The sequence below is a fragment of the Bradyrhizobium sp. USDA 3364 genome (assembly GCF_054056355.1).
The window spans coordinates 1,319,671-1,340,837 of sequence record NZ_JBSRYG010000002.1 but is presented as its reverse complement, the minus strand read 5'-3'; the positions used below and the strand labels follow the sequence as shown (position 1 = coordinate 1,340,837).

General features: G+C 58.1%; 23 protein-coding genes and 1 pseudogene. 23 read left to right on the top strand and 1 reads right to left on the bottom strand.

From position 1 onward, the window contains the following. The first annotated feature begins 390 nt into the window (after window positions 1-390). From nifD to ACVILL_RS06305, 10 genes are all read left to right on the top strand, one after another. A complete protein-coding gene (nifD, locus tag ACVILL_RS06350) occupies window positions 391-1,893 on the top strand; it encodes a nitrogenase molybdenum-iron protein alpha chain (protein WP_456728305.1) in 1,503 nt (500 codons plus the stop codon). Between the two features lie 65 nt (window positions 1,894-1,958). Then, window positions 1,959-3,515 carry a nitrogenase molybdenum-iron protein subunit beta gene (gene nifK, locus ACVILL_RS06345; protein ID WP_456728304.1) on the top strand — a complete coding sequence of 519 codons (1,557 nt, stop codon included), beginning with the start codon at window positions 1,959-1,961 and terminating at the stop codon, window positions 3,513-3,515. 90 nt (window positions 3,516-3,605) lie between these two features. Then, entirely contained in the window at window positions 3,606-5,252 is a 1,647-nt protein-coding gene (gene nifE, locus ACVILL_RS06340; protein ID WP_456728303.1) for a nitrogenase iron-molybdenum cofactor biosynthesis protein NifE, read from the top strand. Between the two features lie 9 nt (window positions 5,253-5,261). Then, window positions 5,262-6,668 carry a nitrogenase iron-molybdenum cofactor biosynthesis protein NifN gene (gene nifN / locus ACVILL_RS06335; protein ID WP_456728302.1) on the top strand — a complete coding sequence of 469 codons (1,407 nt, stop codon included), beginning with the start codon at window positions 5,262-5,264 and terminating at the stop codon, window positions 6,666-6,668. Next, window positions 6,665-7,060 (top strand): nitrogen fixation protein NifX, encoded by a 396-nt coding sequence (nifX, locus tag ACVILL_RS06330; protein WP_456728301.1) that lies wholly within the window; start codon window positions 6,665-6,667, stop codon window positions 7,058-7,060. The genes nifN and nifX overlap by 4 nt, the downstream gene beginning before the upstream one ends. A gap of 6 nt (window positions 7,061-7,066) precedes the next feature. Then, window positions 7,067-7,531, top strand: coding sequence for a NifX-associated nitrogen fixation protein (locus ACVILL_RS06325; protein ID WP_456728300.1), 465 nt, complete (start codon window positions 7,067-7,069; stop codon window positions 7,529-7,531). Between the two features lie 8 nt (window positions 7,532-7,539). Then, window positions 7,540-7,749 carry a CCE_0567 family metalloprotein gene (locus tag ACVILL_RS06320; RefSeq protein ID WP_456728299.1) on the top strand — a complete coding sequence of 70 codons (210 nt, stop codon included), beginning with the start codon at window positions 7,540-7,542 and terminating at the stop codon, window positions 7,747-7,749. Window positions 7,750-7,752: 3 nt separating this feature from the next. Continuing rightward, window positions 7,753-8,052: a ferredoxin III, nif-specific gene (gene fdxB, locus ACVILL_RS06315; RefSeq protein WP_456718482.1), complete on the top strand. Its 300-nt coding sequence runs from the start codon at window positions 7,753-7,755 to the stop codon at window positions 8,050-8,052. Between the two features lie 416 nt (window positions 8,053-8,468). Next, entirely contained in the window at window positions 8,469-9,326 is an 858-nt protein-coding gene (locus ACVILL_RS06310) for a host specificity protein (RefSeq protein ID WP_456728298.1), read from the top strand. Between the two features lie 717 nt (window positions 9,327-10,043). Next, a complete protein-coding gene (locus ACVILL_RS06305; RefSeq protein ID WP_456728297.1) occupies window positions 10,044-10,439 on the top strand; it encodes a Rieske (2Fe-2S) protein in 396 nt (131 codons plus the stop codon). A gap of 9 nt (window positions 10,440-10,448) precedes the next feature. Here ACVILL_RS06305 and ACVILL_RS06300 read toward each other — a convergent pair whose 3' ends face one another. After that, on the bottom strand, window positions 10,449-11,039 hold the full coding sequence (locus tag ACVILL_RS06300; RefSeq protein WP_456728296.1) for a hypothetical protein: 591 nt from the start codon (window positions 11,037-11,039) through the stop codon (window positions 10,449-10,451). Between the two features lie 277 nt (window positions 11,040-11,316). Between ACVILL_RS06300 and ACVILL_RS06295 the strand changes: the two genes are divergently transcribed. The 13 genes and pseudogenes from ACVILL_RS06295 to ACVILL_RS06235 all read left to right on the top strand — a co-directional run bounded on the left by ACVILL_RS06295 (window position 11,317) and on the right by ACVILL_RS06235 (window position 21,165). Next, window positions 11,317-11,637 (top strand): HesB/IscA family protein, encoded by a 321-nt coding sequence (locus ACVILL_RS06295; protein ID WP_050420676.1) that lies wholly within the window; start codon window positions 11,317-11,319, stop codon window positions 11,635-11,637. 20 nt (window positions 11,638-11,657) lie between these two features. After that, entirely contained in the window at window positions 11,658-11,939 is a 282-nt protein-coding gene (locus ACVILL_RS06290; RefSeq protein WP_456728295.1) for a NifU family protein, read from the top strand. Between the two features lie 71 nt (window positions 11,940-12,010). Next, the gene (locus ACVILL_RS06285) at window positions 12,011-13,141 is read left to right on the top strand and encodes an aminotransferase class V-fold PLP-dependent enzyme (RefSeq protein WP_456734189.1); all 1,131 of its coding nucleotides are present in this window, start codon (window positions 12,011-12,013) and stop codon (window positions 13,139-13,141) included. Beyond that, a pseudogene (nifT, locus tag ACVILL_RS06280) lies at window positions 13,138-13,353 on the top strand (putative nitrogen fixation protein NifT); the annotation flags it as partial. The gene ACVILL_RS06285 and the pseudogene nifT, both read left to right, overlap by 4 nt. A gap of 57 nt (window positions 13,354-13,410) precedes the next feature. Then, on the top strand, window positions 13,411-14,223 hold the full coding sequence (locus ACVILL_RS06275) for an SIR2 family NAD-dependent protein deacylase (protein ID WP_456734188.1): 813 nt from the start codon (window positions 13,411-13,413) through the stop codon (window positions 14,221-14,223). A gap of 343 nt (window positions 14,224-14,566) precedes the next feature. Continuing rightward, window positions 14,567-16,126: a nitrogenase cofactor biosynthesis protein NifB gene (gene nifB / locus ACVILL_RS06270; protein WP_456728294.1), complete on the top strand. Its 1,560-nt coding sequence runs from the start codon at window positions 14,567-14,569 to the stop codon at window positions 16,124-16,126. A gap of 9 nt (window positions 16,127-16,135) precedes the next feature. After that, window positions 16,136-16,360 (top strand): 4Fe-4S binding protein, encoded by a 225-nt coding sequence (locus ACVILL_RS06265; protein WP_128970651.1) that lies wholly within the window; start codon window positions 16,136-16,138, stop codon window positions 16,358-16,360. A 1,346-nt stretch (window positions 16,361-17,706) separates the two neighbouring features. Beyond that, window positions 17,707-18,027: a nitrogen fixation protein NifZ gene (locus ACVILL_RS06260; protein ID WP_050420795.1), complete on the top strand. Its 321-nt coding sequence runs from the start codon at window positions 17,707-17,709 to the stop codon at window positions 18,025-18,027. After that, complete coding sequence (locus ACVILL_RS06255; RefSeq protein ID WP_456728293.1) at window positions 18,024-18,263, top strand: nitrogen fixation protein NifZ; 240 nt, start codon at window positions 18,024-18,026, stop codon at window positions 18,261-18,263. The genes ACVILL_RS06260 and ACVILL_RS06255 overlap by 4 nt, the downstream gene beginning before the upstream one ends. Window positions 18,264-18,278: 15 nt before the next feature. After that, a complete protein-coding gene (locus ACVILL_RS06250; RefSeq protein ID WP_456728292.1) occupies window positions 18,279-18,638 on the top strand; it encodes a DUF3024 domain-containing protein in 360 nt (119 codons plus the stop codon). Window positions 18,639-18,672: 34 nt separating this feature from the next. Beyond that, window positions 18,673-18,942, top strand: a complete 270-nt coding sequence (locus ACVILL_RS06245; protein WP_456728291.1) for a hypothetical protein — start codon at window positions 18,673-18,675, stop codon at window positions 18,940-18,942. Window positions 18,943-18,986: 44 nt separating this feature from the next. After that, the gene (locus ACVILL_RS06240) at window positions 18,987-20,141 is read left to right on the top strand and encodes a DegT/DnrJ/EryC1/StrS family aminotransferase (protein ID WP_456734187.1); all 1,155 of its coding nucleotides are present in this window, start codon (window positions 18,987-18,989) and stop codon (window positions 20,139-20,141) included. Between the two features lie 550 nt (window positions 20,142-20,691). Further along, entirely contained in the window at window positions 20,692-21,165 is a 474-nt protein-coding gene (locus tag ACVILL_RS06235) for a Rieske (2Fe-2S) protein (protein ID WP_456728290.1), read from the top strand. Window positions 21,166-21,167 lie beyond the last annotated feature (2 nt).

The following is a 21,167-nucleotide window of genomic DNA, read 5'->3' as shown; positions in this document are numbered from 1 at the left end:
AGTAGCGTGAACTGGAGCTGACGTCCGCTCCTCACCCTTCGCGTTATTTCGTCGCGCTGCGGAATTTGGTCGCTATCGGGCCATAGCGGATTCTGGCAAGCCGTCCGCCCGGCAGATTTATGGGTTCACGCCTAGAACGAAAACACGCGCTGATAGCTGAGCGGGGCCATTTCGCACATAGCTCCCCCTTGTTCCGTTTCGAACAGGTCAAACCAAGAAGCCTCCGAGCAAAGCGCGATGTCGCGTTCGCAACAACGGCGTTGCCGCCGCGCGAGACGCGCTAACTGCCGTTAATCGTTATGGGTTTTGTGTTCGCGAAGCGCTGGCATGCTGGTTGCAAAAGTTCTGGTCAGAAGCCGCTCTTGCAACAGCTAACCTTGAGGACATCAGATGAGTCTCGCCACGACCCAGAGTATCGCAGATATCAGGGCTCGCAACAAACAGCTGATCGAGGAGGTGCTGAAGGTCTATCCGGAGAAAACCGCGAAAAGGCGTGCCAAGCACCTCAACGTTCACCAGGCCGGCAAGTCCGACTGCGGGGTGAAGTCCAACATCAAATCCATACCCGGCGTGATGACGATCCGGGGCTGCGCCTATGCGGGATCCAAGGGCGTGGTTTGGGGGCCTATCAAGGACATGGTCCATATCAGCCATGGTCCTGTTGGCTGCGGCCAGTATTCGTGGGGATCGCGCCGCAACTATTACGTTGGTACGACGGGTATCGATAGCTTCGTGACCCTGCAATTCACCTCCGACTTCCAGGAAAAGGATATCGTATTCGGTGGTGACAAGAAGCTGGTCAAAGTTCTTGACGAAATCCAGGAGCTGTTTCCCCTCAACAGCGGCATCACCATCCAATCGGAATGCCCGATCGGACTGATCGGCGACGATATCGAGGCTGTCTCAAGAACTAAATCCAAGGAGTATGGAGGCAAGACCATCGTGCCGGTCCGCTGCGAGGGCTTTCGTGGCGTGTCGCAGTCACTAGGTCACCACATTGCCAACGACGCGGTGCGTGACTGGATCTTCGACAAGCTCGAGCCCGACGGCGCACCAAAGTTCGAGCCGACGCCTTACGATGTTGCAATCATCGGCGACTACAATATCGGCGGTGATGCCTGGTCATCGCGAATTCTGCTGGAGGAAATGGGCCTGCGGGTGATCGCGCAGTGGTCCGGGGACGGTTCACTCGCTGAACTCGAGGCAACTCCGAGAGCCAAGCTCAACCTTCTGCATTGCTACCGTTCAATGAACTACATCTCCCGCCACATGGAAGAGAAATTCGGCATCCCCTGGTGCGAATACAACTTCTTCGGACCTTCAAAGATCGCAGAATCGCTGCGGAAGATTGCGGCCTATTTCGACGACAAGATCAAGGAAGGGGCCGAGCGGGTGATTGAAAAGTACCAGCCGCTGGTCAACGCGGTGGTTGCGAAGTATCGCCCGCGCCTGGAGGGCCGAACGGTCATGCTATATGTCGGCGGGCTTCGTCCGCGTCATGTGATTGGCGCCTACGAAGACCTCGGGATGGAAGTCGTGGGCACCGGATACGAGTTTGGCCACAACGACGATTATCAGCGCACCGCTCAGAACTACGTAAAGGACAGCACGCTGATCTATGACGACGTCAATGGCTACGAGTTCGAGCGCTTCGTCGAAAAGCTCCAGCCTGACCTCATCGGCTCGGGCATCAAGGAAAAATACGTGTTCCAGAAGATGGGTGTGCCGTTCAGGCAGATGCATTCCTGGGACTATTCGGGTCCATATCACGGCTATGACGGCTTTGCGATCTTTGCGCGCGACATGGACATGGCTGTCAACTCGCCTGTCTGGAAAAAGACGAAGGCGCCCTGGAAGGAAACGCCGAGGGCCAAGCTCTTGGCTGCAGAATAGGGCAACAAGTCTCGCTCTCAGCGGAGAGCGGGGCGGTCAATTTCGATATTAAAAGGATCTTAATAATGGCGCAAAGTGCCGAGCACGTGCTCGATCATCTCGAACTGTTCCGCGGTCCAGAATACCAGCAGATGCTGGACAAGAAGAAGATGTTCGAGGATCCCCGCGAGCCCGCCGAAGTCGAGCGTATCAAGGAATGGACGAAAACGCCGGAGTACCGCGAGAAGAATTTTGCGCGGGAGGCGCTAACGATAAACCCGGCCAAGGCCTGCCAGCCGCTTGGCGCCGTATTCGCCTCCGTCGGCTTTGAAGGCACGCTGCCTTTCGTTCACGGCTCGCAAGGCTGCGTGGCCTATTATCGCAGCCATCTGTCGCGACACTTCAAGGAGCCGTGTTCCTGCGTCTCTTCGTCGATGACCGAGGACGCTGCTGTATTCGGTGGCCTGAACAACATGATCGACGGGCTCGCAAACAGCTACAACATGTACAAACCCAAGATGATTGCGGTCTCCACGACCTGCATGGCTGAGGTGATCGGCGATGACCTGAACGCCTTCATCAAGACGTCCAAAGAGAAGGGCTCGGTTCCGGCGGAGTTCGACGTGCCGTTCGCCCACACGCCGGCCTTCGTCGGCAGCCACGTCACCGGCTACGACAACGCGCTCAAGGGCATCTTGGAGCATTTTTGGGACGGCAAGGCCGGAACGGTGCCGAAGCTGGAGCGCAGGCCGAACCAGGCCATCAACATCATCGGCGGTTTCGATGGCTATACCGTCGGAAACCTTCGCGAGATCAGGCGCATCCTGGAACTGATGGGAATCCAGCACACCATACTCGCCGACAACTCCGAAGTCTTCGACACCCCGACAGATGGCGAGTTCCGGATGTATGACGGTGGCACCACGCTGGAAGACGCAGCCAACGCCGTTCACGCCAAGGCGACAATCTCCATGCAGGAGTGGTGTACGGAGAAAACGTTGCAATTCGTGGCCGAGCATGGGCAGGATGTCCTGTCCTTCAACTACCCGATTGGCATATCCGCAACGGATGACTTGCTGGTGGCGTTATCGCGCATCGGCGGCAAGGACATTCCGGAGCAACTCGCACGAGAGCGTGGCCGCTTGGTCGATGCCATCGCCGATTCCAGTGCGCATGTCCATGGCAAGAAGTTCGCGATCTATGGTGATCCGGATCTCTGCTACGGGGTAGCTTCCTTTCTGCTCGAACTGGGCGCCGAGCCAACCCATGTGCTTTCCACCAACGGCAACAAGGCATGGCAGACAAAAATGGCGGCGCTGCTTGCAAGCTCGCCGTTTGGGCAGAGCTGCCAAGTCTACCCTGGCCGGGACCTCTGGCACTTGCGCTCGCTCCTATTTACCGAGCCGGTCGATTTTCTGATTGGCAACACGTACGGCAAGTACCTCGAGCGTGACACTGGAACGCCACTGATCCGAATTGGCTTTCCAGTCTTTGATCGGCATCACCATCACCGCTCGCCCGTCTGGGGTTATCAGGGTGGCCTGAATGTGCTGGTCAAGATCCTCGACAAGATCTTCGACGAAATCGACAAGAAGACCAACCTTCTTGGCAAAACCGACTACAGCTTCGACATCATTCGCTGATGACGAACGGTGCGCGTGCCATCGCCAAACCCGGCGGTGGCACAAATGCACGGCGGTTAATCTCCAATTAGTTTGCTGAGGGGAAAACGGATGAGTTCGCTAGCGGCCACGGTCCAGAATATCTTCGACGAGCCGGGCTGCGCCAAGAATGGCAGTAAGCCGAAGGCTGCTCGCAGGAAGGGCTGCACCAGGCAACTGCAGCCGGGCAGTGCCGCGGGCGGCTGCGCTTTCGACGGTGCCAAGATCGCGCTGCAGCCGTTTACCGATGTCGCTCACTTGGTGCACGGTCCGATTGCGTGCGAAGGCAACTCCTGGGACAATCGCGGCTCGGCGTCGTCTGGCTCAAATCTGTGGCGGACCGCATTCACAACCGACCTGAACGAAACAGATATCGTATTCGGAGGCGAGCAGCGGCTGTGCAAGGCAATCACAGAAATCATCAATAAGTGGGACCCTCCCGCGATCTTCGTCTATCAGACTTGCATCCCGGCGATGATCGGCGACGATATCGATGCGGTTTGCAAGGCTGCGTCTCAAAGGTTCGGCAAACCAGTTATACCGATCAATTCCCCAGGGTTCGTTGGCTCCAAAAACCTGGGTAACAAGCTCGCCGGCGAGGCCCTGCTCGAACATGTCATCGGAACGCAGGAGCCGGACTACACAACGCCGTACGACATCAACCTGATCGGAGAATACAACCTTTCAGGAGAGCTCTGGCAAGTGAAGCCATTGCTCGACGAACTCGGAGTCCGGATTCTCTCCTGCATCTCTGGCGACGGAAAGTATCGCGAGGTCGCTTCTTCTCATCGTGCGCGGGCGGCGATGTTGGTATGCTCAAAATCTATGATCAATGTCGCACGCAAAATGAAGGAACGCTACGGGATCCCGTTCTTCGAGGGGTCGTTCTACGGTATCCAGGATTCGAGTGATTCGCTTCGCCAGATCGCCCGCTTATTGGTCGAGCGCGGCGCCCCCCAAGAGTTGCTCGGGCGCACTGATGCGGTGATCGCGCGCGAGGAAACGCGCGCCTGGGCTGCCATCGAACCGTACAAGCCACGTTTCAAAGGCAAGAAGGCCTTGTTGATTACCGGCGGCGTCAAGTCATGGTCGGTCGTGGCGGCACTGCAGGAAGCCGGTCTCGAATTGGTCGGAACCAGCGTGAAGAAATCGACCAGGGAGGACAAGGAACGCATCAAGGAGCTGATGGGGCAGGATGCCCACATGATCGAGGAGATGACGCCGCGCGAAATGTACAGAATGTTGAAAGAAGCGGAAGCGGACATCATGCTGTCGGGCGGCAAATCGCAGTTTGTCGCACTGAAGGCGGCGATGCCCTGGATCGATATCAACCAAGAGCGGTGCCATGCCTATCTGGGCTATCTTGGAACGGTCAAACTGGTGGAGGAGATCGACAAGTCGCTCTCCAATCCGATGTGGGAGCAGCTGCGTCGACCTGCGCCATGGCAATTCTTGGCGAAGGCGATAGTGCAGATGCGATCACCGCTGGCCGAGATCGCCTGCGATCCTGTGCTCGGCGAAACGGCGCGCCGAGCCAAGGAGATCTGCTTCTGCAACAAGGTCGATCTCGGAACAATCGAGGATGCGATCACCGCCCATGGCTTGATCAGCGTGGAAGCTGTCAGAGAGCACACCAATGCGGTCGGCGGCTGCTGCAACAGACGCATCGAGGGAATCTTGGCGGCCTCACCATCCGCCCTGCCACAGGCCGCAGAATAAGGACCTGTTATGGCCCTCGTCAAAGCGTCTACTAAATCTTGTGCGGTCAATCCGCTGAAGATGAGCCAGCCGATCGGCGGAGCCTTCGCCTTTATGGGGTTGCGTGGGGCTATGCCGCTTCTGCACGGTTCGCAAGGCTGTACATCCTTCGGGCTCACGCTCTTCGTGCGCCACTTCAAGGAAGCAGTACCGCTGCAAACCACCGCTATGAGCGAGGTCGCAACCGTGCTCGGTGGCTACGAGAATCTCGAGCAGGCGATACTCAATATCCACAGGCGAGCCAAGCCAAAGATCGTGGGGATCTGCTCAACCGGGGTTACAGAGACCAATGGCGACGATGTCGATGCCTACCTCAAGCTGATCCGGGACAAGCATCCGCAACTTGCGAAATTGCCGCTGGTCTATGTCTCGACACCAGATTTCAAGGGAGCGTTCCAGGACGGCTGGGAGAAGGCTGTGGCGCGCATTGTGGAGGCGTTGGTCGAGGAGCCGGGCGTGAGTGGACTGCGCGACCCGTCCAAGGTGAATGTTCTTCCAGGATGCCACCTCACCCCCGGTGATCTCGACGAACTCCGGGCCATCCTGGAGGATTTCGGGTTGCGGCCGTCCTTTTTGCCTGATCTGGCAGGCTCGCTTGATGGGCATATCCCCGATGAGTTTACGCCGACAACCATAGGCGGCATCGGCATCGACGAAATTGCGAGCATGGGACGCGCTCAATGGACGATCGCAATTGGCGCACAGATGCGACGCGCGGCGGAGGTCCTGCTGGCCAAGGCCGGCGTGCCATTTCGCCTGTTCGAACGGCTTCGTGGTCTCGACCCCAACGACGAATTTATCACCTTTTTGAGCGAGATCAGCGGCCGGCCCGTACCGGTGAAATATCGGCGGCAGCGTGGCCAGCTCACCGATGCAATGCTGGACGCGCACTTCCATATTGGTGGTCGCAGAGTTGCGATCGCCGCCGAGCCAGACCTCCTGTTCGACCTGTCCAGTACGCTGCATGACATGGGTGCGCAGGTGACCGCAGCAGTGACAACGACGCAGTCGGTCGTTCTTGAGCGAGTTAAGACCGAGGAGGTCCTCATTGGCGACCTCGAGGACCTAGAAGAACTCGCCATAACCAAGCAATGCGACCTACTGGTCACGCATTCGCATGGTAGGCAGGCGGCGGCTCGGCTGAAAATCCCGTTCTATCGCGCGGGTTTTCCGATGTTCGATCGGCTTGGTGCAGGACACCAACTATCCGTCGGCTACCGTGGTACGCGGGACATGATCTTCGATATCGCCAATCTCGTGATTGCTGACCGCGAGGAGAACCATCAGCCTACGCCCGATAGCTGGCGAGCTCCGTCTGCACTGCCACGACGAGCCGGCCACAGCTCGCCTGGCACAGCTGAGAGATCGATTGCATGAAGGTCGCTTTCGCTACGCAAGATCTCAGACGGGTCGATGCCCATTTTGGATGGGCAAAGAATATCGCAATCTATGATGTCACGCCGGGCGGGCACGTCTTTCTTAAAGCAATTGAGTTTGAGGGCGATCTCAAGGAAGACGGCAACGACGATAAGTTGGCGCCGAAGATCGATGCAATCAAGGATTGTGCAATTCTGTACGTCGCCGCCATCGGCGGTGGCGGAGCCGCCAGGGTGGTGGCCAACAAGATCCATCCCATCAAGGTGAGCAAGCCGGAAAGCATCCTGGTGCTGCTTGAAAAGCTTCAGGACGTACTGAAGGGAACGCCACCTCCCTGGCTGCGCAAAGCCATGGCCAAGGACCAGCGCCGCGCGTTTGAGTTCGACGAATGAGGTGAGATGACCGAAGAAATCGTGCGGCAGGGTAGCGGCATCGACGCGCCGTTCCTCGTGGAGCTGATCAAGATTTGGCGCGCTCAGGATGCCAACGGCGCCTGGGCGAGTAAGAGCGATCTCGACCTGCTCGAACCCTACATCTTGGACAAGGAGAAGCGGCGCGCCCTGCCGATTGTCGGCGATCCCGATCCCGACACGCTGTGGCGGCTTGAGCTATTCTTCGACGCGGTCGCGCTCTCGATCGAGAGGGTCACCGGCGTGATGGTCCAGCCCATTATGAAGCTGCATCATGAAGGCTTCGGCCGCGCGGTGTTGATCGCAGGACGGCTGATTGCCGTGAACAAGCAGCTACGCGATGTACATCGTTTCGGCTTCGTTAATCTCGTAAAGCTGGCACAGGAAGGCGACAAATATGTCAACGACGGAATCGAGATGATTCGCAGATTTCCGGACGTGGCTAACTATTGAGGGCGCTCATGAGCGATCGCGAAGCATTGAAAGCAGAACTGAAGAAACTGTCTGGCAAAGCGCTGCAAGCCAAAATGGATTTGCATGATCTGTCGGAGGAATTGCCTGTCAACTGGAGCTCGATTATGACGGTGGCGCAGAAGGCGTACGATGCCTATGCCGAACTCGAGCGCAAAAGCCATGATTTGAAGGCGCTGGAAAATAACCAGAGGGGCTGACTCATGTCATTTGCAGCGCGCGATGGCCGCGAGTGGATACCAGAATACTTGACATCGATCGATGACAAGAAGTGCATCGGTTGTGGGCGCTGTTTCAAGGTGTGCGGTCGAGATGTCATGACTTTGAAGGGAATCAGCGAAGAGGGCGAGCTTGTCGATCTAGACGATGACGCGGATGATGAGATCGAAAAGAAGATCATGGTTCTAAATGATCAGGGCGCCTGCATCGGCTGCGGCGCCTGCGCAAGAGTGTGCCCGGCCAATTGTCAGATCCACACCTCAGTCGGAGCTGAAGTCACGTGAGCGAGGACCGCCTCGTCCAGCAGCAGGAAAGGATAGTGCAATCACATGCGCGACCTGGGCGGGTGACGCGCACGTGATCAGTGAGCTCGCATCTTTGATCAGGCCATCGTGCTCAAACCTCCGAGACTAAGTGACTTGGAAATGATTGATCGGGTATTTTAGTACTGGTTGAGAGCAACAACGTCGAGCGGCACGTCGTTGATCGCCCGTCCGCGACAAGGGACGCGCGGTTCACCTATCCAGTGGAGCCTTAGGGCGGCCGAGTCGTTGTCTGTCTTCCGGCGGATGCCTTGCCGACCCCGTAGTGGGCCGGTGGCGCGGTAAGCTTGTGGTCAGCTAGAGATTGTATCCTCATTGCAGAGCTTGCGCGGCACGAGCTCGATTGCGTGCAATTCGCCGATAGGAGAGCGATCCGGATGTATGGCAGAATCGTTGGCTCATCCAGCCAGTCCACGAGCGCGAATCAAGCTGATGATTCGAGCGAGGCGGGAGATAGCCCCCGTTTTGCGGAAACAGTTGCGCGCATGGAGCGAGGTGGGTCGTCGTCGGGGGCCGCGGCGCCATACTCTCTGAGTTCCGATCCACCCATTATCAAAATCGACGAACAAGAAGACTTCAGGGATCTCGTGGAGAGATACTTGCGTCGCGATATCAGGGACATCGCCGACAACCCACAAGAGTACTCTGAGTTTGTTTCGAGGAAAGCTGAGTGGGCTGCAACTGTTGCTGGATCCTATGCCAACACTTACCGTGATCCGAATAACCCCGCGAAGTTTTTCAGCTATCAGCTGGGTGAGGAAAGTGTCGGCCTGCTAGCAGTGGGTGGCCCGGTCCGGATCAAGGGAGACCGGTTTCGAGAACAGTTCGGGCGTAACGATATCACGTCCGTAGTAAATCTACGCGTTACTCACCCGCTTGTCGAAAACGCAGGCGATATCCTGCTCGAGCATCAATTGCGTTTGGACGGCGATCATCCATTGGTATTGTCGCGTCCTGCCCGACCGGGGATGGAGCCCCGTCTAGCTGAAATGGGTTTTGTTCACGTGGGTCGCAATCACTGGGTGCTCGACCCTCACCAGAATCCCGAAGTGTGGACGAAGAACGAGAACAACGAGTGGCAGCGAATAGGCAAGCCTACAAAATATCTTTCCAAGGTGGAAGAAGCCGGCAGCGGTCGTCGAGAGAGCGTTGAGACGGACTCATCTGACGATGATCCCTCGTTTTATTTGGAGCGTGAACTTCGACGAATGGCTGTTGAAAGCGATTCGGAATAATGGGAGTGAGGCGGAACTGATGGGTTTTCGCCCTGGCTCGCGTACGAGCAGAAGGCGTAGCCTTGAGGGGAGCGCGCGCCACGTCGCGCTCCCTTATGCTTGCCAGATGCCAGTTCGCGAGTTGGTTGGTGGAGTTGGGCCCGCCTTGTGTCATACGAGCCGGGGGCCTGCTTCGCCGAGCCAGCAGGGCCTTGGTGTGCGGTTTGGGAGAGGACCTATTTTAATCCGGCTTTTGAGCGGCAATCTGAGGCAAATGCGGGAACCGATTGCGCTCACGATGTCAGTACTTCCGTTGAATCTGGTATCACTGAACGGGTTGCGAAGTTGGCGATCGTGAAAATCGTTCTGCGACGGCTAGCGCGAGGTGCCCCATCGGGTGTGCGACCAAGCGAGCGTTCCAGCATACGATCGAGCGTCTTGTCGGGCTCGTCCAGCAAATGGATGTAATTATCAGTACAATAGAGCATCAGTTTTATAGAGACCCTGTTTTATAGAGACCCTGGGAGTACCAATGCGCGTACGCTGGGAAGCCGGAATGGATCCCCTACGCCAGGAGCAACGAGCTGCGCACGCGCTTGCGGTTCTGCTAGCCGGTCAAGTCGTGCGGCACCGCTAAGGCTGCGCGTTGGGCTAAGAGAACGCCGAGCAGAACTCCGACGATTCTTGCAGCACAAGGCACAGCAACAGGGCAGAGCCCTTGTGATAGGCGAGCAATGAATGCAAGTAGATGCTATTTACGCGATTTGTGGTTTTAACGACATTCCGAGCCGCAAGGCCATGGGATTTCACCTTATGGTCCTCGATCATGACGGCAATCACCGGCCGTGGTCCATCGTTGTGGTACGCTGGGGTAAGAAGGTGCTTGGCTATCTCAATAGATGTCCGCACAACGGCGTTGCTTTGGACTGGGAACGAAACGAGTTCCTCGATCCAGACGGCGTCCGGCTGATGTGCGGCAAACACGGATCCACCTTCGAGCTCGGAACCGGGCTGTGCGTCGATGGTCCGTGCAAGGGCAGAACGCTCACGCCAATCGCCTTGACAGTGCTGGATGGCGATATCTGTGTCGTCGGCGTGCGTCTTGTCGAAGACGGCGCGTCCCGGGACGAATGAAGTCCGCGCTCAAACCGGCCGGTTCTCGTTGCGGTTTTTTACCGGCTCCATCCTCTCCAGCCCGTCTTCATAGGAGATCTCGTCGTAAGATAGGTCGAGAGCCTTCGCCGCATCGAGGAGGTAATCAAGCTTGCCGCCCGCATCCAGCTTCTTGAGGTCGTCCTTGTTGAGCCCGACCAGGTCCATCATCTCCTTCCAAACAGTGGATTCATCGCACGGCAGGACGTGGAAGGTAATGCCACCGAGCTTGATGTGGTACTTCGCCAGCAAATCGACGTTGTTACAGAACAAGAAATAACTGCCCTTTTGGCTTAACGCACCGTCAAGCACGGCCGCGACGTCAGCAAGATAAGCGAAGGAGTGCAGGTAGCCGGCCAGCACCGGGATAGTACGTTCTCCGTCCTGCGCGATCGTCAGAACCTGTTCGATCGAATAGTCCGGCGGCCGCTTCTCGTCCGCGACTTGCGTCTGAAATTTTAGTGCTATGTCGCCGCGAAAGCCAAACCGGCCAGGCTTGGTCGTCCCGCCCTTGAGTACAGCATTGAGCAGGCGGCCCTCCTTCTCAAGTCGACCGAGTGCGGTGTTCTCGATTGCAGTCATTAAATTCGTCCTCGATTTGAGCTTTTCACCGGCGCGCTGGCCGATGCCAGATGCGATGCAAGTTGCTTGCCGCCGCCTCTGTAACGACCTCCAGCCGTGCCGCGAAACAAAACGCCTATGCGAGAGGCGATCGTCCCAGGCAGCGTTGTCACAAACTCGACACCGGCGCTGATGAAGCCGACAGATGCCACCAAAAAAAGTAAGCGGGATCAAGCTGTGCACGCTGGCACATGACTTGCCATTGTCGGGCAGACCTAAGCTCATGAGAGGGTAAGCCATGATCAACCTGACAGATAGCGCAGTGAGTGCCATCAAAGGCGCGATGGCATCATCAATGCACCCGACCGGCGGCCTGCGCATTTTGGTCGAAGCAGGCGGCTGCAATGGGTTCAAATACAAGATGGGCTTGGCCGAGGTGCCGACGCTTGGTGACACCGTGATCGAATGCGGGGGTCTGAAGGTATTTGTCGACAGCAAGAGCCATGAGCATCTGATCGGCACGACCATTGATTTCGTCCTGGCGCCGGATAGTTCCGGATTCATCTTTCAAAACCCGAACGCCGCCGCGAGCTGCTCCTGCGGCAAATCGTTCAGCTAATAAAGAGGAAACATCGCAGCATGCTGGCCGAACCGGAAGAAGTATGGCAGTCGTCGGCTGCGAGAGCGCTTCGCATTCGCGACGCAATCGGACAGATGCGAGCGGATCTGCATGGCGATCGTGGCGACCGTCGGCTCATCCGGACCAATAGCCACAGGACCATCGCCAGTCTGAACGGCGCATCCGCGTTCTGTAAGCGTCCTAGACTGACGCTGGACCGCATTCAGACGAGGCTGATCGACAAAATAGGCGAATGCGTTCGTCTCGTCCCGATTGCGGCTGTCGGCGAGGCGCTGGATTGAGCGGGATTCAAGTGCCGATTTACCTCGACAATAATGCAACGACCCGGACCGATCCATCCGTCGTGCAAGCCATGTTGCCGTTCTTCACAGAGCAATTCGGCAACGCATCATCCACGCATGTCTTTGGCGGCGAAGTCGCAGTCGCCGTGAAGCAGGCCCGGGGTAGCTTACGGCGGTTGCTAGGCTGCGCATACGATCATGAGATCGTTTTCACCTCGGGAGGGACCGAGGCCAACAATGCCGCGATTCTCTCTGCGCTTGCGACCCAAGAGGGCCGCGACGAGATCGTCACCACCTCGGTCGAGCATTCTGCCATTCTTGCCGTAACGGAGCAATTGGGGGCAAGCGGAGTCAAGACGCATGTCGTACCGGTAGATTCCCGCGGCCGGCTCGATATCGAGGCGTTTCGCAGCGCTCTCGGGCCACGGACAGCGATTGCTTCCGTTATGTGGGCCAACAACGAGACCGGTACGATATTTCCTGTAGAGTTCCTTGCAGGGTTGACCCATGAGGCGGGCGCGCTGTTTCACACCGATGCGGTCCAGGCCGTCGGCAAGATGCGCGTAGACCTTAAGGACAGTGCGATCGACATGCTGTCGCTATCCGCGCACAAGCTGCATGGACCCAAAGGCATCGGCGCGCTATATCTGCGCAAGGGGACAAGTTTCCGACCGCTGATCTGGGGCGGATCGCAGGAACGACGGCGCCGCGGCGGAACGGAGAATATTCCCGCAATCGTGGGCCTTGGAAAGGCTGCAGAGCTCGCGGCGGAGCGGCTCGAACCTGAGCGCGTTCGCATTGCTGCGTTGCGCGACCGCCTCGAGCAGGGAATACTGCACATTGGCGAGTGTATTGCGCTCGGCGATATCAGCAACCGGCTAGCGAACACGACCAATATTGCCTTCGACCATCTCGAAGGCGAAGCGATCGCCCACCATCTCAATCGGGCCGGCATTGCTGTGTCGCTCGGATCAGCCTGCAACGCGGGCTCAATGGAGCCATCGCATGTCTTGCAGGCCATGCGGGTGCCGGCGTGGAGCATGCGCGGTGCGGTGCGCTTCTCGCTATCGCGAGAAACCTCATTCGCGGAGGTCGACGAGGTCGTGTGCGCCGTGTCTGACATCGTGGCTCGCCTGCGCGCCACTTCGCGGGAGTCGGCCCGCTCGGCCAGCCATGATTCACAGTCAAGGAGTTCAACGTGAAAATCATGATCCGCCGGTCTCCGGACGCGGGCCTGTCGATCTACGTACCAAAGAAAGATCTCGAAGAGCCGATCGTCGAGTCCGAATATGAGACCCTCTGGGGCGGGTGGATCAAAATAGCCAATGGCTGGGTACTCGATTTGCCCAAGATGGCGAGCGATACAAAATTACCGATCACAATCGACGCTAAAAAGCGGAGCGCGGACGGAGAGGGTTTCGTGAAGGGGCCTCGGCGGATCGACTTTGTCGATGCAGCCGATGCCAAGACCATGCTCGCGGACATCGCTGCCGGGTTAAGGGCTGCGCGCGTGGTGCCCTATCTCGGTCCTGGCCTCACCGGACTGTCCAGATCCGATGTGCCGACCTCGCCCGAGGCGCTGGCCGACTTCTTCGCCCGCAAGGTTGCGCTGCCTCGGCGGACCAAAGGCAATGCGTGGGCGTCGGCGCAGCATATCGAGGTCAGCAAACATCGCTCTACGCTGACGACATTGATGGTGCAGGCCTTCGCTCGATCAGCGGAGCCGACGCCGTTACATCATCATTTCGCGTCCCTGTCGCCGCCCGTCATCGTCGATGCATGGTACGATGGGGCGATGCGCGCCGCGCTGGGCAAGCGCGAGGGATGGGGTGAAGTTCAGGGCATTACCCGTGCCGGCATGGCGAGAATCGTTGGTATCGCTTCTATGATTCTTCTGGCCAAGAGGTCGACAGTGCCATTGGCCGGCAGCTGGGCGACGTTGCTCTATAAGCCGCATGGCAGCGTGCACCCGGCCAACAACTTCCTGATCTCCGATGCTGACTATGTCGAGGCCTTGACCGAGATCGACATTCAGACGCCAATTCCGGACATCATCAAGGAAAGGCGGAGCGGACGGACCTTTCTCTTCATCGGCTGTCGCTTTAACGACCAGTTGTTGCGCAGCTATGCGCGGCAGATTATCAAGCGCTCGGGTGGCCCCCGCTATGCGATCGTCGATCCGGATACGCTGTCGCGCAACGAGTTCCTTATTCTACTCGAACAAGGTCTGTCGCCGCTTGCGATTCGGCTCCCTTGCGCGGTTGAGATACTGCTCACCCGTTAGATGTGTGAAGCTCGATAGCCCAACTGGTATCGCCAGTTGTGAGATGGCGCGATGCACGAAACGCCCGCTCGGATGAAGCCGGGTGTTGCGCGCGCTTTGGCACCATCATTGATGCGCCAGCCCGCAGAGTTCTGAGTGAGGATGAGGACGTATCTGTCGCATTCTCAACAAGCGTATCATTGCCGCTCTTACATGTCTCAACGTCGGTCGTGGCCCGATAACGCTATGACATGCTGACCAAATATCGTCTTCTGCGCCGTGGCATGTGAGTTGCTACGCCTCGTCTTGAGGCTCGCTCACGGATGGTCCTGGGAAGCCAATGTGCCTGCGGGGAAGAAAGAGAATGAATGCGATCGTGGGGAGCGGAGGATACGCCAAAGCTGCGCTGGATAACGGCACGATGATGCAGTCTGCCGCCGAGCATAAGGGCTGTCGCACCGCAGCCAAGACCGCCCAGGCAGGCTGCGGGTCACAGACAAGCCAAGGCGATCTGCCGAGCGAAATCTGGGAAAAGGTGAAGAACCATCCGTGCTACAGCGAAGAAGCGCATCATCATTACGCCCGCATGCATGTGGCGGTCGCGCCAGCCTGTAACATCCAGTGCAATTACTGCAATCGCAAATATGACTGCGCCAATGAATCTCGCCCGGGCGTAGTGAGCGAAAAGCTTACCCCCGAGCAGGCGGTGAGAAAAGTGCTCGTGGTCGCGACCGCCATTCCGCAGATGACCGTGCTCGGAATCGCTGGTCCCGGCGATGCTCTCGCCAATCCAGAAAAGACGTTCAAGACATTCGAACTGGTCGCCAAGGCGGCGCCCGACATCAAGCTGTGTCTATCGACCAACGGACTGGCTCTGCCGGACCATATTGACACGATCGTCAGGTCTAGAATCGACCACGTCACCATCACTATCAACACGATCGATCCCGAAATCGGCGCCAAGATCTATCCCTGGATCTTCTTCAACCATAAACGCTACACCGGCATCGACGCGGCGAGGATACTCACCGACCGTCAGCTGCAAGGACTGGAGATGCTTAGCGAACGTGGGATCCTGTGCAAGGTGAACTCGGTGATGATCCCCCACATCAACGATCAGCACCTGGTCGAGGTCAACAAGGCGGTGAAGGCGCGCGGTGCCTTCCTTCACAATATCATGCCGCTGATCTCCGCGCCTGAGTACGGCACGGTGTTTGGCCTAAACGGTCAGCGGGGGCCGACGGCGCAGGAATTGAAGACGCTGCAGGATGCTTGTGAAGGGAAGATGAACATGATGCGGCATTGTCGCCAGTGCCGCGCTGATGCTGTCGGACTGATCGGAGAGGATCGCAGCGCAGAGTTCAGTGCCGATCAGATCATGAAAATGGACGTCAAATACGACCTTGGGACGCGGAAGGCTTATCAAGACAGGGTGGCGGACGAGCGGGCCGCTAGGGTCGTGGCCCACCAACAAGAGCTTTCACAGTTCGCCGGCGAGACGAGCGCGATCACGGTTCTGGTGGCGGTCGCAACCAAGGGTGCGGGACTCATCAACGAGCACTTTGGGCATACAAAGGAATTCCAAGTATATGAACTTTCTACATCCGGCGCCAAATTCATCGGTCACCGTCGCGTCGACGTCTACTGCCAGGACGGTTATGGCGAGGAGGACAGGCTTTCGACCATCATTCGTGGCATCCATGACTGCCATGCGGTGTTCGTGGCCAAGATCGGTGGCTGCCCAAAAAGCAACCTGATCAAGGCCGGGATCGAGCCAGTCGATCAATACGCGCATGAGTTCATCGAGAAGTCGACGATCGCCTGGTTCAGGTCCTATCTCGACAAGGTAAAGAGCGGCGATGTCCAGCACGAGGAGCGCGGCGACGCCGCGATCCGCCAGGGAGCTCTGATCTCCGCGGCGTAAGGGGGGTATATGCCATTCAAGATCATCGCCTCTCAGTGTACCAGCTGCTCAGCTTGCGAACCCTTATGCCCGAACGTTGCCATCTCGGAAAAGGGAGGAAGCTTTGTCATCGAAGCGACGAAATGCACCGAATGTGTTGGCCATTTCGACGAGCCGCAATGCGCCGCGGCTTGTCCGGTCGACAACACCTGCGTAATTGACACGTCCTTACCCCGCTATCAGGCGCCAGCTTAGGACGCGAGCTTCCATGAACGGCATGCCAAGAGCTGGGGCTGAAAAATTTGCAAACTTCGTGCGGCGCGTTGTCGACACCGCAGGTCTCGACCTTCGCGTCTCCCGTCGCGAAGGCGGCTGCTCCGGATGTCCCTGCGATCGTGCTGCTGCTCGCCGGCAGCGGAGCGTTGGCAGGCATTTCATTTGGCGCGGCAGGCCAAAAACGCCTCTCAGCTCCGAGCGTAGGCTTCTGGGCCGCGCCATTATCGTTGATGTGACTGACGAGATCACGCTGATCGGCGCATGCGCGGCGGGATCAGCCTTACCGAGCCGCAACATCGCGGAATGCGCCGGGCGAACGAAGCTGCCGATGACCTTCGAGGCCGCAGCCAGGTTGCCATTTGCCGGTCAGGGAACGCTGATCGCGCGCACTTTGTTCGGCGAAGTCCCGGGCCAAGACTGGCGGATGGTTAACGCGACTGATGCTGCACTTGATCACGCCGATATCATCATGCCGCGGTTGCATCCCGCCGTGTTGAAGGACCTCGCCGGCCTGCCGATATGGGCAGGCAATCGGGAAGAAGGGACGAGGCCGCGACCAAGCTGCTCGTACTCGAACCGGCTGACACCATCGGTACCGAATCGTTCGCGGACGTCCTGGAGCGGAGGAGCCAATCCGAAGATCGACCACATTGGCAACACCGCCCTGGGGCATCACTCCAATTACAGGGCCTGCGCTCGTCCGTCGCGCAAGAGGGGCTGCGACTGCTGGCGTTCGGCTATTTGCACAAATGATTGTGCCGGCTACGTCTCCAGCACGTCTCCCGGCGGAATCCCGCGCTCAGCAATGGCGGCACATGGCGCGCAGAGGTCGAGGTCTGAGCGATCGTGTCCACGCAGGCTAATGCCGTCGTCTTATCGTCGATGCTTGATGGCCATAGAAGCCTCGTCTCCCCAGCCGCAACATCGTTTCGTACGGGGAAATGATGCCGATGCTGACCGACAAGGAGCTGGCGACGTCCTCGCGTGCCACTTGGCCCCGCAGCTCCGCAATCAATCGATCTGCGCTGAGGACGTCCAGTTCCGCCACATCGTACCGCGTCGCGCTGCCGTTGCGGGGCTACTTGGTGTAGCTACGGGCCAATACGCTAGAGCGCGGCTAGATACCGCAGAACGGCTGTCACGCGGAGCACGAACTGCCCTACAGCGACATCCTGGTCAGCACGTCGACACGAACTGGCGAACCGCATTGCGGAGAGCGAATCGGCTGAGTGCGGCGAGGGATGAGCACAATTGTGGAGGATGGCTCCTGGTCGGACCGGCAGCACCCCTGATGTCTACCAGCAACGATGCATGAGGAGCGCTACATGAGCGGTATTGTTCGCGACAGCGACGTCGTCGAGCTCGACGAGCCGCCTGTCTTCAGTTTTAGCCAAAAGGTACGAGCCAATCGCACCATTCGGAATGATGGCACCTTTCGTGGCAAGGAGATTGGCGACATCTTGGTCAAGAAGGGAGAGGTCGGTTACGTCATCTCGATCGGGACATTCCTGCAGCAGTTCTACATATATGGTGTCGAGTTTCTGGAAAGCGGCTACCGCGTTGGCATGAAGCGCAAGGAACTCGTGCCGGTGGATGCCTGCGAGGAGATCGATGATCTGCCATTGCCGGAGGAGGCCGTGTCGTGAGTGAACCCGGCTTTCTGAAATATCGGCGGGGCCAGCGGGTTAAAACCACAGTCGATATCATCAACGACGGCTCTTTTGCCAATGCGGCGCCTGACGGCGTCTTGCTCGGCGCCGGAGTGGCCGGAGAGATCATCAGGGTTGCCATCCATACCGATGCGAACGTTCCGATCTATACTGTCGATTTTGGAGAACGGTTGCTCATCGGCTGTCTTGAAGAAGAAATCACAGGTCTTTGAAGGGAGGCTTTCGCGATGAATGCCGGGCTGATGAGGAAGGTCAAGACCGGGCTGGTGGCGCACCCCAACGAGCTTGATCGCAAGCGGATCGAGCGCAGCTTGAGCTCCCGTACGCGCTATCTCTACGTCTCGCCGAAGGTGACACCGGTGAAAGGCGGCTACCTCGTCGAGAGCCCCTGTTGCTCGCGCAATATTGACAAGGACGGCGCACTAATCGACGTCGCGCTGATTCTTTTTGATCGCGTGAGCGGAATTTGGAAGGTGTTTTGCAAGAACCACGCCCAAGGAATCTGGGAATTTTACAGCCTGTATCACCGCCTGACTTCAGCGATCGACGAATTGAACGCGGATCCGGAGCGTCTGTTCTGGCAATGAGGGGCGGCTTTTGAGGGGTCACAGAGGAGCCACGATGACGCTCACTGGGCAGGAATTGATTGAAATCGAGCAGCTGCTTGCGGCCGACAGGGCCGAGGAGGGGCTGTTTGTCGAGCTGCGGCGCCGCTTTCCGCAGCTTGCTTGTGTGCGCTGTGATGCGTCGGATATGCCGGAGCAGCCATTCCGGCAGTTTGTGCGTTTCGATCTCCATCTGATCGATGGATCGGATCACTGCGTGCAGATTACGGCCGATCCGGCACGGGCGACTGGCATCATATTGGCCAAAAGGAGCGCTGCGCAGTGAGCGGCACTGAGCTCGCAGAGCATCCGTGCGATGGCCCGCACAATGTGGAGAATAATGCATCCTTTATCCCACTGTCGGACCCGGATATTACCGTCGCTGAGCTCTCTGCAGTTGAAACCCTGCTATGTTCGTCGCAGATTTCCAGCGGGCGGATCACTGAGGCGTTCGAGCAGGCTTTCGCGGTCTATCTGGGCCGCAAACATGCCGTTGCGGTTTCGAGTGGTACGATTGGGCTCCTGCTTGCACTCAGGGCGCTCGGGATCGGAGCAGGACATGAGGTCATCGCCTCGCCCTACGCTTTTCGCGAAACAGCGCATGCCATCAGTCTCGCAGGCGCACGGGTGGTATTTGCCGACGTCGACTATTGGTCGGGAACATTGGTTCCAGCTAAGGTCGAAGAGAGCATTACGGCCTGCACGCGGGCGATTGTCGCCGGCAATCCCAACGGTCATCCTGCGCCATGGGCAGAACTGCGGACGGTCGCACAGCGCCACCGGCTGCTGCTCTTGGAGGATTCTACCGAGGCGATCGGGTCGAGCTACAAGGGGGAGCTCGTCGGCCGATTTGGCGACCTGGCCGTGTTCGACTTTGCCCAGCCGGTAGCCCTAAGCTGCGGTGAAGGCGCAATGGTGGTGACGGATGACATCGATATTGCGCTTGGGTTGCGCCGCCATCGCGCCCACCGCCTGGACGAGCGATTCTCAGTCGTCGTCGCGAGCACAGCACCTTACCAGGCTGGCATCAGCGATCTCACGGCTGCCTTGGGGCTGGCGCAGCTGACGCGTCTCAATGAAATTCTGCAGCGTCGTCGGCTCATCGAGCAGCTCTATAACGCGCATATCCAGTCATTTGAAGGCATCAAGCCGCCTTATGTCGGTCCCGATGTGACGGATGTGAACTGGATGCTTTATCTCGTTCAATTGGGGACACGCTTCACGCGATCCGGTCGGGACGCCATCATCGATGATCTGCGCGCCGCCCAGATTCAGTCCGCTGCCTACAGCCAGCCGTTGCATTTGCAACGCCACTATTTTGACCTCGGCTATCGCCGTGGCGATTTCCTGGTTACCGAAAAGGTCGCCGATCGTGCTTTAGCGCTGCCGTTTCACACCCATCTCACGAACAAGCAGATCGCGTTTATCGTGGAGACCATGAAAGATGCCTCGATCAACGTGGGCGCAGGTGCGGCGATCTACTAAGATGATCTTTGTGCACCACATGAAAGGAGGATTGATTGAGCACAATCGTAGCTCTGGGCGTGCGCGAGATGAGAAATCAATCGAGCGCATGTCATGCGATGCCCCGCGGGCGGATAGATATCCGCATAAATGCGGAACACGTCGCATGCCGCTGCATCATGTACTGTTCGGGAAGCTGCGGGAGAAATGCTCCTCGCAGAAAGCCTGCTCGATCGTCGCAAAGTGTCGTGCCCACGCCGTGGTTTAAGGCCTACCCGCCAAGATGCTCGAATCCGAGCACGCCATCCTCGGTTTCGGCTGGGGCGTCTCAAGTTAGTCAAACAGAGATTACTATGAACGTACAAGAAGTCATCATTCACGTCCGCTTCGCTCCGAATGGAAGGGTGGTCCAGATCAGCGAGCGCCCGGCAAAGCTCACGCCGAACCAATGGTTTGAAGTTCTCAACGCCCGCGCTAGCTCGGCATATCGACCGCTCGCTCGTGGCCGTGGCATCTTCCGATTGAGCCGTACTACGGTCGAAGCCTTCAAGCAGGAAACTGCGAGGCCGGGATGAGCCAAGCGATGATCGGGAACCCAATGGGCGATCAGATCGAGGTTTTTACCGTCTGTCCGGCCGATGCCATCGAGCGGAGTGGCGCCAGGGGCTTTAGCCTGTCGCGTATCGATGATAGCGGCGAGAGCCGGTTGTTTTCCATTATTGTGGTGCGCACCTTCGGCGACGACTATTTTGGCTATGTGAACCGTTGTCCGCATGACGGCGTCTGGCTGAACATCGGCTCCGGCGAGTTTTTCTCGGCAGACCATTCCTTTCTCAGATGCGGCCGGCATGGTGCAAGGTTCGAGATCAAGACCGGAGTGTGCATCGATGGTCCCTGCAATGGACAAGCGCTTGAGCCGGTAGCGCTCGCCGTGATCGAAGGTGACGTTTGCCTATGCGGCGTCGAGCTACTGGAGGAAGATCGGGCTTCCGAGCGCTTCGAGGACAGCGAAGAAACAATGGATATCACGATCCATCCGGATTGACG

What these genes read in the sequence shown, in the direction of transcription:
- ACVILL_RS06260 (WP_050420795.1), top strand. Translation starts at nt 17,707, where the DNA reads ATGAGCGGTATTGTTCGCGACAGCGACGTCGTCGAGCTCGACGAGCCG.
- ACVILL_RS06310 (WP_456728298.1), top strand. Translation starts at nt 8,469, where the DNA reads ATGTATGGCAGAATCGTTGGCTCATCCAGCCAGTCCACGAGCGCGAAT.
- ACVILL_RS06305 (WP_456728297.1), top strand. Translation starts at nt 10,044, where the DNA reads ATGCAAGTAGATGCTATTTACGCGATTTGTGGTTTTAACGACATTCCG.
- ACVILL_RS06245 (WP_456728291.1), top strand. Translation starts at nt 18,673, where the DNA reads ATGACGCTCACTGGGCAGGAATTGATTGAAATCGAGCAGCTGCTTGCG.
- nifX (WP_456728301.1), top strand. Translation starts at nt 6,665, where the DNA reads ATGAAGGTCGCTTTCGCTACGCAAGATCTCAGACGGGTCGATGCCCAT.
- nifE (WP_456728303.1), top strand. Translation starts at nt 3,606, where the DNA reads ATGAGTTCGCTAGCGGCCACGGTCCAGAATATCTTCGACGAGCCGGGC.
- ACVILL_RS06265 (WP_128970651.1), top strand. Translation starts at nt 16,136, where the DNA reads ATGCCATTCAAGATCATCGCCTCTCAGTGTACCAGCTGCTCAGCTTGC.
- ACVILL_RS06300 (WP_456728296.1), bottom strand. Translation starts at nt 11,039, where the DNA reads ATGACTGCAATCGAGAACACCGCACTCGGTCGACTTGAGAAGGAGGGC.
- ACVILL_RS06235 (WP_456728290.1), top strand. Translation starts at nt 20,692, where the DNA reads ATGAGCCAAGCGATGATCGGGAACCCAATGGGCGATCAGATCGAGGTT.
- ACVILL_RS06295 (WP_050420676.1), top strand. Translation starts at nt 11,317, where the DNA reads ATGATCAACCTGACAGATAGCGCAGTGAGTGCCATCAAAGGCGCGATG.
- ACVILL_RS06320 (WP_456728299.1), top strand. Translation starts at nt 7,540, where the DNA reads ATGAGCGATCGCGAAGCATTGAAAGCAGAACTGAAGAAACTGTCTGGC.
- ACVILL_RS06285 (WP_456734189.1), top strand. Translation starts at nt 12,011, where the DNA reads ATGTTGCCGTTCTTCACAGAGCAATTCGGCAACGCATCATCCACGCAT.
- ACVILL_RS06290 (WP_456728295.1), top strand. Translation starts at nt 11,658, where the DNA reads ATGCTGGCCGAACCGGAAGAAGTATGGCAGTCGTCGGCTGCGAGAGCG.
- ACVILL_RS06325 (WP_456728300.1), top strand. Translation starts at nt 7,067, where the DNA reads ATGACCGAAGAAATCGTGCGGCAGGGTAGCGGCATCGACGCGCCGTTC.
- nifN (WP_456728302.1), top strand. Translation starts at nt 5,262, where the DNA reads ATGGCCCTCGTCAAAGCGTCTACTAAATCTTGTGCGGTCAATCCGCTG.
- nifB (WP_456728294.1), top strand. Translation starts at nt 14,567, where the DNA reads ATGAATGCGATCGTGGGGAGCGGAGGATACGCCAAAGCTGCGCTGGAT.
- fdxB (WP_456718482.1), top strand. Translation starts at nt 7,753, where the DNA reads ATGTCATTTGCAGCGCGCGATGGCCGCGAGTGGATACCAGAATACTTG.
- ACVILL_RS06275 (WP_456734188.1), top strand. Translation starts at nt 13,411, where the DNA reads ATGCTCGCGGACATCGCTGCCGGGTTAAGGGCTGCGCGCGTGGTGCCC.
- ACVILL_RS06250 (WP_456728292.1), top strand. Translation starts at nt 18,279, where the DNA reads ATGAATGCCGGGCTGATGAGGAAGGTCAAGACCGGGCTGGTGGCGCAC.
- nifK (WP_456728304.1), top strand. Translation starts at nt 1,959, where the DNA reads ATGGCGCAAAGTGCCGAGCACGTGCTCGATCATCTCGAACTGTTCCGC.
- nifD (WP_456728305.1), top strand. Translation starts at nt 391, where the DNA reads ATGAGTCTCGCCACGACCCAGAGTATCGCAGATATCAGGGCTCGCAAC.